The sequence below is a fragment of the Nonomuraea sp. K271 genome, from assembly GCF_009908215.1.
Classification (GTDB): Bacteria; Actinomycetota; Actinomycetes; order Streptosporangiales; family Streptosporangiaceae; genus Nonomuraea; species Nonomuraea longispora.
The window spans coordinates 1-13,328 of sequence record NZ_JAAAHR010000122.1 but is presented as its reverse complement, the minus strand read 5'-3'; the positions used below and the strand labels follow the sequence as shown (position 1 = coordinate 13,328).

Sequence of the window (13,328 nt, the reverse complement as noted above, 5' to 3'; positions counted from 1 at the left end):
TTCAGTCACAACTTGTACCCCACCCCTGGGACGGTCTCGATCACCTGAGGCTCGCCCAGCTTCTTCCTCAACGTCATCATGGTCACGCGAACCACGTTGGTGAACGGGTCGATGTTCTCGTCCCAGGCCTTGTCCAGCAGGTCCTCCTGGCTGACCACGGCTCCCTCCGCGCGCATCAGCTCTTCGAGGACGGCGAACTCCTTCTTGGTCAGCACGATCTCCTTGCCGTCGCGCTGCACGAGCCGCTTGCCCGGGTCGAGCCGGATCCCGGCCCGCTCGAGCACGGGCGGCAGCGCGGGCGCGGAGCGGCGGCCGAGCGCGCGCACCCTCGCGACCAGCTCGACGAACACGAACGGCTTGGCGAGGTAGTCGTCGGCCCCGAGGCCGAGCCCCTCCACCTTGTCGTCCACGTCGCCCGACGCGGTCAGCATGAGGATGCGGGAGGCGGTCCGCTGCTCCACCAGCCGGCGGCACACCTCGTCGCCGTGCACGACCGGCAGGTCACGGTCGAGCACGATCACGTCGTAGTCGATGTAGGAGGTGCGCTCAAGCGCGCCCCCGCCGTCATAGGCCACGTCCACCGCCATGGCCTCGCGCCTGAGCCCTGTCGCGATCGCGTCGGCGAGCACGCGCTCGTCCTCAACCACCAGCACCCGCACGCCTGGCACACCTCTTTCCGGTTCTGGTCCCACATTCTGTCCACAGCGTCGATAAGCGCACGGTAAGGCATGTTCAGGGGTTGGTGACGCCAGGGTGAGGCAGACCACGGCCAGATTCATGTTTCGGGGGACGACGACCCGGGGTATGCCTGCGAGACACCCATCGCCAGGACATCAACCGGCAATGGGCGTGCGTCGCTCCCACACGAGTCGAACCCCTAGAGAGTAGGTGAGATGGGCGAGTTCACGACCACGATCGAACACCGCCTCGACCAGGCTTATAAGGGCCTCCGTGAGGCCCGCAGCGTCGGTGACGAATATCTCGCCGACACGCTCACCGCCGAGATCGAAGATCTGCGTCGGCTGGCCGACGATCATGGCATACCCTTGCCCCGTTGACCCGATCGAAACGGCCGGAGCCCTTGCTCCGGCCGTTTCGTCGTTCCCGGGCCCCTGCGCGGAGGCCGGTCAGGCGTCCCGCTCGGGGTCGAGCGGGACCAGCAGGTCGTGCAGCTCCTCGAACAGGCCGGGCGCGGCGCACAACGCGAAGTCAGGGCTCACCGGCCTGCCGAGCAGCCCGCCCAGCCTGGCCCCCGACTCCGTCGCCACCAGGCCGGCCGCGGCGTAGTCCCACTGGTTGATGCCGCGCTCGTAGTAGGCGTCGAGGCGGCCGGCCGCCAGCGAGCACAGGTCGATGGCGCACGAGCCGCCGCGCCTGATGTCACGCACCCGCGGCAGCACCGCGGCCACCACCTCGCCCTGGACGGCTCGCCGGCTCACCGAGTAGCCGAAGCCGGTCGCCACGAGCGCCTGCGCCAGCGGCACCCCGATGGTGCAGCGCAGCCGCTCGCCGCCGAGCCAGGCGCCCTCGCCGAGCGCGGCGGTGTAGACCTCGCCGCGCTGCGCCGCGTTGACGACCCCCGCCACGACCCTGCCGTTCACCTCGACGGCGATCGAGACCGCCCAGTCGGGCAGCCCGTACAGGAAGTTGACGGTGCCGTCGATCGGGTCGACGATCCAGCGCACCTCGGATTCCCCTGGGGCCTCGCCACCCTCCTCGCCCAGGATGCGATCGCCGGGCCTGGCGGCCAGGATGCGCTCCCGGACGAGCTCCTCCGACGCCTTGTCCAGAATGGTGACGACGTCGGTGGGGCTGGACTTGGTCTCGACCTCCTCGGACATCGTGGGCCGTTTCGCCAGAAGCATGTCGCCCGCCTCGCGGGCGATGTCCTCGGCCAGACGCAGGAATCCGGTCATCAGGCCACCGAGCCCGGGCGCTTCCACTCCTCGCCGAGCACGTGCTGCGCCAGGAAGGCGAGCACGGTCTCGTACCAGGCGACGGCGTTGCCCGGCTTGAGGATCCAGTGGTTCTCGTCGGGGAAGTACAGGAACTTCGCTTCGACCTCCGTACGCCGCAGATCCCACCAGAGCCGCAGGGCCTCGCCGATGGGCACGCGGTAGTCCTTGTCGCCGTGGATGACGAGCAGCGGCGTGGTGATCTTGCCGAGCGAGTTGTGCGGGGACAGCAGCGAGTAACGCTCGGAGCCCGGCTCGCCGAACTCGCGCTGCCAGAACATGGCGGCGTCGGTGGTGCCGGCGAACTGGTCGAGGTTCCAGAGCGAGGCGTGGGTGACGATGGCCTTGTAGCGGTCGCTGTGGCCGGCCAGCCAGTTGGCCATGTAGCCGCCGTACGAGCCGCCCATCGCGCCGATGCGCTCGGCGTCGATGTCGTCCCTGGCCAGGGCCACGTCGACGATCGCGTCGAGGTCGGCCTGGGTGCGCGGGCCCCAGTTGCCCCAACCGCGGTCGATCATCTCCTGGCCGTAGCCGGTGGACAGGCACGGGTCCGGCATGAGGACGGCGTACCCGTGCGCGGCCATGATCCACGCCTGCCAGCGCCACTGCCAGTCGTTCCACGAGGCGATCGGGCCGCCGTGGACCCACAGCAGGAGCGGCGCGGGCGCGCCGGCGGAGGCGCGCTCCGGCAGCACGAGCCAGCCGCGGATCGTGGTGCCGTCGTCGGCGGTGGCGGAGATCTCGGTCAGCCTGCCGGGCACCTCGGGGCGCGGCGCGGGCGAGGGCACGTCGGCGACCTCGCCGGTCGCCACGTCGATCCTGGCCGGGCCGGGCACGATGCCGACGCCGCTGCGCAGCGCGTAGAGGGCGCGGCCGTCGGCGGAGACGGCGAGATTCGAGTAGGAGGCGTCGTCGCGGGTCAGCCTGGCCACGTCGCCGGGCTCGGCCACGGGTACGCGGAAGACCGGCCGGCGTCCCTGGTGGTCGGCGGCGAGGTGGACGGCCGAGGAGTCGGGCGCCCACTCGACGGCCGCGGGGAACAGGTCGGGCGCGTACGCGCGGCCCTGTCCCGTGGCGAGGTCGGCGATCCACAACTCGCTGCGCGCCGAGACGTCCAGGCCGGTGAACCGCTCGCGCGAGCAGGCGACCCTGCGGCCGTCGGGCGAGATCGCCAGCGGGCCGGTGAAGTCGTGGCGGTCCTCGCTGAGCAGCACCCGCCGCTCGCCCGTGGCGACGTCGATGGCGACGAGATCGGTGCGCCACTCGCCCTTCGGCAGGTAGGTACGCCAGGTCACGACCACGGTGGCGCCGTCGGGAGTCAGCTCGAAGCCGCACTCGCGCAGGGCCTCGCCCGCGTCGGGGGTCAGGTCGCGTACGTCCTCCAGCCGGTCCTCGCCGAGCCGGCCCGCGAACAGGCGCGTGCGGCCGGGGCCGAGGTCGTGGTCCCAGTAGCGGACCGGATACCCCTCGAACAGGACGGCGCTGATCCCGGCGTCCTTGCGGGCCTTGCGCCGCTCCTCCTCTGTGTCGGCCTCGCCGTCCAGCACGTCGGCGGCGAACACGACGACGTCGCCCGCCGCGCGGACCGCGCCGATGCCGCCGGGACGGGTGGCCACCTGACGGGCCTCGCCGCCCGCGCGGGGCAGCAGCCACAACGAGGCGACCTCGTCGGCGGAGTCCTTCACGGTGGGGTCGGGGCGGGCCGAGGTGAACAGCACGTCGCCGGAGTCGGTGAAGACCGCCCCGGCCTCGCCCTTCGCGGAGCGGGTCAGGCGGTACGGCTCGCCCTCGCGCCCGCCGACCGGAATCGCCCAGAGCGCGGTGCCGTACGACTTGCCGTCGGCGTTCAGGGCCTGGACCGCGGAGATCAGCCTGGAGCCGTCCGGCGACAGCCGTAGCGAGAGGACCCGAGGGATGGCCACATAGTCACGTATGTCGTTGAATGCGCTCACCCGATCGAACCTACCTGTCCATGGCCGCACAGCGTCCGGCGGCTCGGCCGCCGTTGTCACCTTCCTCGTCGTTCCTCGCGGCCCGGAGAGGGAGCCGGGGGCATTCCCGCATAGGGTTTGTCACGTGGGAACATACGACGCCTTGCTGGTTCTGTCGTTCGGCGGTCCCGAGGGTCCCGACGACGTGCTGCCGTTCCTGGAGAACGTCGTGCGCGGGCGTGGCGTGCCGCGCGAGCGGCTGCTGGAGGTGGCCGAGCACTACCAGAGCTTCGGCGGCGTCAGCCCGATCAACCAGCAGAACCGCGAGCTGGTCGAGGCGCTGCACCCGCTCGCCGGCGTGCCGGTCTACTGGGGCAACCGCAACTGGCACCCGTTCGGCGAGGACGTCGTGCGGCAGATGAAGGCCGACGGCGTCAGGAAGGCCGCGGTCTTCGCGACGTCGGCGTTCGCCGGTTACTCGAGCTGCCGCCAATACCACGAGGACATCGCGAGGATCTCGGTCGACGGCGGCCCCGAGCTCGTCAAGATGCGCCACTTCGGCGATCATCCGGGGTTCGTGGCGGCGATGGCCGACCACACGCGCGCGGCGCTGGAACGGCTCGCCCTCCGCGGACGCGACGACGCCAGGCTGGTGTTCACCGCCCACAGCATCCCCGTCTCGATGGCCGAGACGGCGGGCCCGTCCGGCGGCCTGTACGAAGCGCAGCTGCGCAGGAGCGCCGAGCTGGTCAACCAGGCGCTCGGCCGCACCGCGCCGTGGGACCTGGTGTGGCAGTCGCGCAGCGGCCCGCCGCACGTGCCGTGGCTGGAGCCGGACGTCTGCGACTTCCTGCGCAAGACCGACGCGCCGGCCGTGGTGCTGGTGCCGATCGGGTTCGTCTCCGACCACATGGAGGTCATCTACGACCTCGACACGGAGGCCAGGCAGGTGGCCGCCGAGCTGGGCCTGCCGATGGAGCGGGCGGCGACGGCCGGCACGCATCCGCGGTTCGTGCGGATGGTGCGCGAGCTGATGGACGAGCCGGAGCCGCGGCCGTGTCCCCTGACCTGCTGCCCGCCGCCCCGCCGCAGGCCTCAGGCGTAGGTGCGGGCATAGGCCTCGGCGATGCCCATGACCTTGTTCACGTAGTCCCACGAGTGGTTGTAGAACCAGATGGCCTTGCGCAGCTTCTCGCCACCCTTGCCCGCGCCGTTGGCGCACAGGTAGTTGGCGGCTCCCGGCACCGCGTCGTACGGGCTCCAGATGTCGGCCTTGCCGTCGCCGTCGCCGTCGACGCCGTAGTGCTTCCAGGTGGCGGGCATGAACTGCATGGGCCCGAGCGCGCCCGCGCTCGACGGGCCGTTGTTGCGGCCGTGCCCGCTCTCCACCTGGCCGATCGCGGCCAGCACCGTCCAGGACAGGCCGGGGCAGCGGGTGGCGGAGGCCTTGTACAGCTCCAGGTAGCTGCCGGGTCTGCCCACGTTGACGCTCTTCGGCTGCCGCCGCTCGGGCACCTGCTTCTTTGCGGTTCGCTCGGCTGCGTCCAGCAGGACGATCTGGGCGTCCTTGCCGAGCAGCCTGCGTACGCCCAACTCGCTGATCTTGCCGGGCTTGCCGTGCAGCAGCACCGCCACGCCGGGCGCGAACCCCAGCGACCTGCCCAGGTCGGCGCTGACCAGCCCGTCCACGCCCTTGAGCCCGAGTGTGGCCGAGGCGGCGACGCGCAGCCGGGGGCCGCCGTCCACCTGGTACATGGCGCCGAGGACCATCCCGAACTTGCGCATTGCGGCGGCGTCGGCCACCAGCTCTCCCCGGGTCAGCGCGCTCCAGACGCCCGGCTGGTCGGCGACGGGCTTCGGGGTCCACGAGCGGAAGTCTGACGGGTCGACGGCGAGCAGGTTCAGCCCGGTGCCCGACACCTTGACCGCACCCGCGTCCACCACGGCCACCTTCTGCACGTGCGCGAGCTCGCCGAGCCGGAACCTCGTCTGCTTGGGCACGGCGGCAGGGGCGATCGCCAGCACGCGCGGCGGGGTCGGCGTGACGCTGGGGCCGCCCTCGCCGAAGTCCTTGACCGGCTCGGCCGAGGGCACGATCTCATCGAGGCGGGCGGTGGTCGCGGGCGTGGGCCGCGGCGGCTGGGGGCGCGGGCTGCGTACGGGCTCGCCGGCGGTGCTGACCAGATCATCGCCGAGGATCACGACGACTCCACCGGCCGCCACGGTGACCACGAGCACGGCGAGCACCATGAGCATGACCGCGCGGAACGAGGGAAGACCGGACACGCGGCACACGTTAACCCACCCGCCGGAAATATCACTTGCCGTCCGGACACTCGGTGCGCGATGGTGAAGTCTCCGACGTAAGGGGGAAACGGCGTGGTCGGGCCTTACCGGGGGTTGTTCGCGAGGCCGGGGACCACGGGGTTCGTGCTGGCGGGCTTCATCGGGCGGATGCCGATGTCGATGCTGGGTATCGGGGTCGTGCTGCTGGTCCAGACCCTGACGGGCTCGTACGCCGTGGCGGGCGCGGTGGCCGCCACCACCAACGTGTCGTTCGCGATCGCCGCCCCGCTGTCGGGCCGCCTGGTCGACAGGTTCGGCCAGAGCCGGGTGATCCCGCCGTTCGCCCTCGTCAACGCGCTCGCCCTGACCGCCCTCATGGTGTGCGCCGGGTACGGCCTGCCCAGCTGGACGCTCTACGTCACGGGCCTGCTGGTCGGGGCCACGTCGTTGTCCATCGGATCGATGGTGCGGGCCCGCTGGTCGTCGATCCACGGCGGCTCCGGCAAGCTGCACACCGCGTTCGCGTTCGAGTCCGTGGTGGACGAGGTGACGTTCGTCACGGGCCCCGTGCTGGTCACGCTGCTCGCCACGGGCGTCAACCCGTTCGCCGGGCTGAGCGTGGCCCTGCTCTGCATGCTCTTCGGCAGCCTGGCGCTGGCGGCGCAGCGGCGCACCCAGCCGCCCGTGCAGCGGCTCACGTCGTCGTCGGGCACGCCCATCCTGATTCCCGGCATCGCCCTGCTGTCCTGCGTCTACCTGGGGCTGGGCGCGGTGTTCGGGTCGGTCGACCTCGTCACGGTGGCGTTCGCGGAGGAGCACGGGGTGAAGGCGGCCGCGGGGTTCCTGGTCGGGGCGTTCGCGGGTGGGTCGATGGTGTCGGCGTTGTGGTTCGGGTCCCGGCACTGGAAGATCTCGCTGCGCGGACGGTTCGTACGGGCGCTCGGGCTGCTCGTGGTGGGCCTGCTGCCGATCATGTTCATCGGCAGCGTGTGGATCATGGCCCTCGCGTTGTTCCTGGCCGGCTTCGCCATCTCGCCGACGATCATCACGGGCTTCTCCCTCACCCAGCGACTGGTGCCGCCGTCCCTGCTCACCGAGGGCATGGCGTGGATCTCGACCTCCATCGGGTTCGGCGTGGCGATCGGCGCGTGGGCGGGCGGGCGGCTCACCGAGGCGTACGGCGCGTCCAACGCCTACGGCTTCGCCCTGGGGGCGGCGGCTCTGGCCGCGGCCGTGGGGGCGGGAGGTTCAGGTCTGCTGAGAATTCCCGAGGCTTCTTCACCCGCGAAGAGCTGATCCGCTACCGTCGGGACATCCCTCGCAACACCCATCACACTGGAAGCTACGAGTTATGTCCCGACACATCAGTTCACTTCTAGCCATTACGGCTGTCTGCGTCACTCTCACGCCGACGTCCGCGCTGGCCGCCCAGGCCCCCAAGAAGGAGGTCGACTGCTCGCAGGTCAAGTGCGTCGCCCTGACCTTCGACGACGGCCCCGGCAAGTACGCGGGCAAGCTGCTCGACACGCTCAAGAAGTACGACGCGAAGGCGACGTTCTTCCTTGAGGGCCAGTACGTGAAGAGCCGCCCGTCCTACGTCAAGCGCATGGTCGCCGAGGGCCACGAACTCGGCAACCACAGCTACACCCACCCCGACTTCCGCAAGGTCGAGAAGTGGGACGTCAGAGCCGAGATCAAGAAGACCCAGGAGGCGGTGAAGAAGGCGGCCGGCGTCGAGCCCAAGCTGCTGCGGCCGCCGTACGGCATGGTCGACCTGCAGGTCTCCGACGTGGCCACCGAGTTCGGCATGCCGATCATCCTGTGGACCGGCGGCAACGAGGACTGGAGCTCGAAGAACGCCACGGCCATCAAGAAGAAGTCCATGGAGGTGGCCAAGCCGGGCAGCATCGTCCTCATGCACGACTGGGTGAAGCAGACCGTCGACTCCATGCCGTCGATCGTCAAGTCGCTGAAGAGGAAGGGCTACCACCTCGTGACGGTGTCCGAGGTGCTCAAGGGCCAGGACGTGAAGCTCGAGCCCGGCGACGTCTACCCCGTTCCCGCGGGCTGGGAGAACAAGTGAGCCTCCCCCGCGACTGACCGGGCGAGACGCTGAAGGGGGTGCTCGTGACCTTCGTGAACTGGGCACGCAACCAGTCGGGCACCCCCGCGGAAGTGCGTACGCCGGCCTCCGTCACGGAGGTCGTACGCGCCGTGCGGGACGCCGCCGCCTCCGGGCGGCGGGTCCGCATGGTCGGCACGGGCCACTCCTTCACCGGCGTGGCCCTCACCAACGGCGTCATGCTGCGCCCGGGCGCGCTGACCGGGATCAGGTCATGCGCGGACGACCGCGTCACCGTGCTGGCGGGCACGCCGCTGCGGGTGCTGAACGAACTGCTCGACGAGCGCGGACTTGCCCTGGCCAACATGGGCGACATCACCGAGCAGACCGTGGCGGGCGCCATCCAGACCGGCACCCACGGCACGGGACGCGACAGCGGCGGGCTCGCCGACCAGGTCACCGAGCTGGAGCTGGTGCTCGCCGACGGCTCGGTCGCGACCGTCGGCCCCGGCGAGGACCTGTTCGACGCCGCCAGGGTGGGCCTGGGCGCGCTCGGGGTGCTGACCGCCGTCACGTTCCGGGTGGAGCCCGCGTTCCTGCTGCGACACCGGCGGCGCAAGCTGACGCTCAGCGAGATCCTCGGCTCGCTCGACGCCCTCATCTCCGCCAACGAGCACCTCGACTTCTTCTGGCTGCCGCACACCGACGCCTGCCTGGTCAAGACCGGCAACAGGGACGCGGGACCGGCCCGGCCGCCCGGCGCCGTCAAGTGGTGGCTGGACAACGTGTTCCTGGAGAACACCGTCTTCGGCGCGGCCTGCGCCCTCGGGGCCCGCGTACCCCGCCTGATCCCGCGGATCAACGAGGTCAGCGCGGCCGTTCTCGGGGACTCGGAGGCGGTGGACACGTCGTACAAGATCTTCACCGCGCGGCGCGACGTGCGCTTCCTCGAGATGGAGTACGCGGTGCCCCGCGAGCGCCTGGCCCAGGCCCTGCGCGAGACGCGTGACCTCATCGAGCGCATGGACTGGAAGATCACCTTCCCGGTGGAGGTGCGCGTCACGCCGCCCAGCGACGCCTGGCTGTCCACCGCGTACGGCCGCCCGTCCGCGTACGTCGCCTGCCACGTCTACCGTCCGACGCCCGACCCGGCGTACTTCGCGGGAGTCGAGGAGATCATGACCCGGCTGGACGGCCGGCCGCACTGGGGCAAGCTGCACACCAGGGACGCCGCCTCCCTCGTCGGGACCTATCCCCGCTTCGCGGACTTCCAGGCGCTGCGCGACGGACTTGACCCGCAGCGCCTGTTCACCAACGCCTACCTGGACGTCGTGCTGGGATAGCCGGTGGGCTTGTCCGCCTGGTCGGTGGGGTCGGGCCGTTCGGGGCGTCCTGGCCGGTCCTCGAGCGCCGGCGGGTCGGTGAGCTGCGGGTCCTCCGACGGCATCTCCTCCCCCGGCTGGTCGTCCACCGCCGGCGGCGTGGTGGCGGAGGAAGAGGACGACGTGTGGGACGGCGACACCGTGACCGTCTTTGTGGGCGCGGCCCGCTGGGACGGGGTCTTCGCGGGCGTCTTCGTGGGCTCCGGCGTGGTGGGGTCGCGGGTCACCATGCCGCGTACGTACTCGGGCTTCCGGGTGGGTCGTTCCTCCTTCTTGTCGTCGCCGACCGGCGCGTGGCGTTCGTCCGCGCCCTTCGGCTGCTTGCCGGTGACCTGCTCGTGGACGGTCTGCCGGGTCACCGCCTGATAGACCAGGATGCCGCCCATGCTCAGCGCGAACACCACGGCCGCCGCCGCCCCCAACCGCGTCCACGACGGCAGCCGCCGCGCGGGCACAGCGGCCGGCACAGCGGGCGGCACAGCGGGCGGCACAGCGGGCGCCGTCTCCCCTTCTTCCGCCTTGCCGGCGGTCTCCTCCTCCGCGGTCCCGTCACCTGCGGGCTCCGCCGGCCGCACGACCAGTGCGCGCTGCTTGACCCGGTCTGACGTACGCGCGAGATAGTGCGTGTAGACGGCGCCCGCGATCGTGCTGGCCACGCTGACGACCGCGGCGCCGATCACTGTCCCTGCGACGCCGAGATAGGACGCGGCCACGGCCGCGGTCACCGCGGCCAGGGCGCTCCCCATGATCTGTGGGACGGTCAGCTCAAATGTCCGCTGCTCGCCGCTCATCCCCCGGATCAGTCCCCTCGTATCGTTGTTCGGTAAAAACTTTCCCGGGAATAGACGCGACGGCGTGTCCTGATGTTGTTGTGACGTGCGCGACAGGCAACCTCGTAGCTCGTGCCCCGACGACTCGGCCTGCCCTCCGTTTACCTCGCCGCGGCTGTGGCCACGGCCGCCACGACCGCCATCCCGCTGGCCATGACGCCCGCCTCGGGAACCTCCCAGCGCCCCGCCGTGACCGAACCCGTCCGGCCCTACATCGTGATCGCGCGCGGCCGAGGCGCCGCCCGCGACCTCGTCGGCGAGGCGCGATGGCGGGTGCGCCGCTACTACACCGCGGCGCTGCCGGGGTTCGCCACCTTCCTCACCGCCGCCGAACTGGCCGAGCTCCGAGCCGACCCGCGGGTACGCGCGATCGAGGCCGACCGGCAGATCCACCCCATGACGAGCAGGAGAGCCGACCCTCCGCCGCCCGGCCCGGCAACCGGCGCCGGCACCACCGTGTACGTCGTGGACAGCGGGCTCGACCCCGGCCGGGCCGAGTTCGGCGACCGGACCTGGCGGGCCTTCGACGCCACCGGCGGCACCGGGCACGACTGCGCAGGCACCGGCACGCGCACCGCGGGCCGCGTCCACTCCGTCGCACCCAAGGCCCGCATCGCCTCCGTACGCGTGCTCGGCTGCGGCGGCTCGGGCACGCTGGCCGACGCGCTGGCGGGCCTCGACTGGATCCGCAGGCACGCGCGCGGCCCCTCCGTCGCGAACCTGTCCATCGACGGCGCCGACTCGCCCGCCCTCGGCACCGCCGTACGCACTCTGGTGCGATCGGGGGTGTTCGTCGTCGGAACGACACATTCCCGCGCGTGTCAGCTCACCAAGGCAGGAGTCGCGTACTCCGCTTACGCTCCGTACATTGCCGGCGGCGCCGCCCGGCACCTGCACCTCCATCCGGCCGCCCACCCGTCCGTCGTGGCCTCTTGGCTCAAGTGCGCTCCGGCGCGCGGCGAGATTCGCCAGAATCCTTCAAGGGCCTCTAACCTCCTCATGCGCGACGGCGGGCTCTAGAGGCGATGGATTCCACGAATGTGACCGGCGTCACATCACCTCGGGACTATCCCAGGAAGGCGATGTTCGGACATGCCGGGTACGGTGCTGGCAGGCAACCGGCACACGCGAGAGACTCAAGGGTCCGGGGGAAGAATGGCGACGCTGACGAAAGGACTCGCATGCAGGAGCTCCGACTCGTCGCGGTGAGTGAGGACGGCACCTATCTCGTGCTGGCTACTGCCGGACGAGGTACGCGCTTCACGCTTCCCGTGGACGACCGGCTCCGTGCTGCCGTCCGCGGCAACTTCTCCCGTCTCGGCCAGTACGAGATCGAAGTGGAGAGTCCGTTGCGCCCCAAGGAGATCCAGGCCCGCATCCGCGCCGGAGAGACGGCGGAGGAGATAGCCGCGACCGCCGGGATCCCGGTCGAGCGAGTCCGCTGGTTCGAGGGGCCGGTGCTGCAGGAGCGCGAATACGTCGCCCAGCAGGCGCAGCGGGTGTCCGTACGCATGCCCGGCGAGTCCTCGCCGGGCCCGACCCTCGGTGACCTCGTCGCGGAACGCCTGACCCGGCGCGGCGTGCCCACCGACGAGATCGACTGGGATTCCGCCAAACGCGACGACGGCCTGTGGCGGGTCAAGCTCGGCTACGTGTGGAACGGTCACACCCGGCACGCCGAATGGCTCTTCGACCCGCGCAAGCGCCACGTGACCCCCCACGACGACGAGGCACTGCGGCTGTCGGCCGCCGACTTCGACCCCGAGCCGCCCGTGGTCGAGGACACCACGGTGACGCCGTTCGCGCCCCGGGTGGCCAAGCTGCAGCCGGTGCCGCCGCTGTCCTCCGACGCGCTGCCGTTCCCCCCGGTCTCGCGGCGCGAACCGGAGGAGCCGGCGGTGGGCTACAACCCGCCGCCTCGCTCGTCCGAGACGTCGTACGCGCGGCCGCAGGAGCCGGCGTCCCGCGACACGCCCTCCCGTGGGACGCCTTCGCGCGATGCCGCCTCCCGCCACGCCTCGCCTCGTTACGACTCGCCTCGTTACGACTCGCCTCGTTACGACAGCGCGGACTCCCGCCACGCTTCACCTGGCCACGACCCCGCGGACTTCCGCCGCGATGCGTCCGGCTTCGACACCGCGGGCTCCGAGACCCCGGGCCCCGGCCGCCACGAGGCGTCCGGCCAGCCGGGCCATCGCCAGGACCCGTCCCACGATTCCGGCCACCGTCAGGGCCCGCCCGCGCACGAGTCCGCCTCAGGCTACGACCCCGCCGGACAGGCGGGTCCCCGGCAGGAGCCGTCACGCGAGCCCGGCCGCCCTCCGTCGCACGAGCCCGCCCACCGCCCGGAGCCTCCGTCGCGGGAAACCTCCCGCCCCGAGCCTCCCGCTCGTGAGAGCGGCCATGCCCGCCTCGGCGACGCCTCGTCCCGCCGCGGCGGGTCTTCGACGTGGCTGCCCGACTTCGGTCCCGGGCGTGCGGGCGAGCGCGACACCGGCTCGATCTACGCACCCGCCTCGCCCACCCCGCCACCGGCGTCCCCGGACCCACGCCCGGCCTCGACGCCGGTCACCGCAGAGTCCACGGCCGCGCCCGCTCCCCAGGACGAGCCCACCACCCAGGACCGCCACACCACCCAGGACCGCCACACCACCCAGGACGGCCACGCCGCACCGGAGCAGGCCGCCGCGCAGGCATGGCCGGCCGCCACCCCGCAGGCCGCCCAGTCGGCCGATGAAGCGGCGCCGTCCCTCCCGCCCGAGTCCACCGCGCGCCCGGAAGCGACAGCGTCGCCCAGCGGACCGACCCACGAGACGCAGCCGTCTGCCCAGCCCGAGCCGGCCGGCCGACCGGCTCAGGGAGGAGAGACGGCCGAACAGCCC

The 13,328-nt window shown here is 71.6% G+C and carries 12 protein-coding genes; 7 read left to right on the top strand and 5 right to left on the bottom strand.

All coding sequences use genetic code 11. The features are described 5' to 3' along the window. Positions 1–5: 5 nt before the first annotated feature. Entirely contained in the window at positions 6–659 is a 654-nt protein-coding gene (locus tag GUY59_RS32640; RefSeq protein WP_138204443.1) for a response regulator transcription factor, read from the bottom strand. Positions 660–893: 234 nt separating this feature from the next. On the opposite strand from GUY59_RS32640, the gene GUY59_RS47785 reads away from it, so the two are divergent. Beyond that, entirely contained in the window at positions 894–1,058 is a 165-nt protein-coding gene (locus GUY59_RS47785; RefSeq protein WP_165959788.1) for a hypothetical protein, read from the top strand. 69 nt (positions 1,059–1,127) lie between these two features. On the opposite strand, the gene GUY59_RS32635 is transcribed toward GUY59_RS47785, so the two are convergent. Together GUY59_RS32635 and GUY59_RS32630 are read right to left on the bottom strand one after the other, a co-directional pair. Then, positions 1,128–1,916, bottom strand: coding sequence for an inositol monophosphatase family protein (locus GUY59_RS32635; RefSeq protein WP_138204445.1), 789 nt, complete (start codon positions 1,914–1,916; stop codon positions 1,128–1,130). After that, positions 1,916–3,907, bottom strand: coding sequence for a S9 family peptidase (locus tag GUY59_RS32630; protein WP_252375105.1), 1,992 nt, complete (start codon positions 3,905–3,907; stop codon positions 1,916–1,918). Before GUY59_RS32630 ends, GUY59_RS32635 begins: the two co-directional genes overlap by 1 nt. Positions 3,908–4,031: 124 nt before the next feature. Between GUY59_RS32630 and GUY59_RS32625 the strand changes: the two genes are divergently transcribed. Continuing rightward, the gene (locus GUY59_RS32625) at positions 4,032–4,991 is read left to right on the top strand and encodes a ferrochelatase (RefSeq protein WP_212746260.1); all 960 of its coding nucleotides are present in this window, start codon (positions 4,032–4,034) and stop codon (positions 4,989–4,991) included. Here the strand turns inward: GUY59_RS32625 and GUY59_RS32620 are convergent. Next, positions 4,982–6,172, bottom strand: coding sequence for a lytic transglycosylase domain-containing protein (locus GUY59_RS32620; RefSeq protein WP_252375106.1), 1,191 nt, complete (start codon positions 6,170–6,172; stop codon positions 4,982–4,984). The two genes, GUY59_RS32625 and GUY59_RS32620, sit on opposite strands and share 10 nt — an antisense overlap. 93 nt (positions 6,173–6,265) lie before the next feature. On the opposite strand from GUY59_RS32620, the gene GUY59_RS32615 reads away from it, so the two are divergent. The 3 genes from GUY59_RS32615 to GUY59_RS32605 are packed head-to-tail and all read left to right on the top strand — an operon-like array spanning position 6,266 to position 9,577. Further along, complete coding sequence (locus tag GUY59_RS32615) at positions 6,266–7,468, top strand: MFS transporter (protein WP_138204449.1); 1,203 nt, start codon at positions 6,266–6,268, stop codon at positions 7,466–7,468. Between the two features lie 55 nt (positions 7,469–7,523). Next, positions 7,524–8,255, top strand: coding sequence for a polysaccharide deacetylase family protein (locus GUY59_RS32610; protein WP_132335949.1), 732 nt, complete (start codon positions 7,524–7,526; stop codon positions 8,253–8,255). Positions 8,256–8,299: 44 nt separating this feature from the next. Beyond that, positions 8,300–9,577, top strand: a complete 1,278-nt coding sequence (locus GUY59_RS32605) for a D-arabinono-1,4-lactone oxidase (RefSeq protein ID WP_138204451.1) — start codon at positions 8,300–8,302, stop codon at positions 9,575–9,577. On the opposite strand, the gene GUY59_RS32600 is transcribed toward GUY59_RS32605, so the two are convergent. Beyond that, the gene (locus GUY59_RS32600) at positions 9,553–10,407 is read right to left on the bottom strand and encodes a hypothetical protein (RefSeq protein ID WP_138204453.1); all 855 of its coding nucleotides are present in this window, start codon (positions 10,405–10,407) and stop codon (positions 9,553–9,555) included. The genes GUY59_RS32605 and GUY59_RS32600 overlap by 25 nt on opposite strands. Positions 10,408–10,518: 111 nt before the next feature. Here GUY59_RS32600 and GUY59_RS32595 point away from each other — a divergent pair, with 111 nt between their 5' ends. Both GUY59_RS32595 and sepH read left to right on the top strand, forming a co-directional pair. Further along, a complete protein-coding gene (locus tag GUY59_RS32595) occupies positions 10,519–11,466 on the top strand; it encodes a protease inhibitor I9 family protein (protein ID WP_138204455.1) in 948 nt (315 codons plus the stop codon). Between the two features lie 161 nt (positions 11,467–11,627). Continuing rightward, the coding region (gene sepH, locus GUY59_RS47780; protein WP_201761611.1) for a septation protein SepH at positions 11,628–13,328 on the top strand (1,701 nt) is incomplete at its 3' end.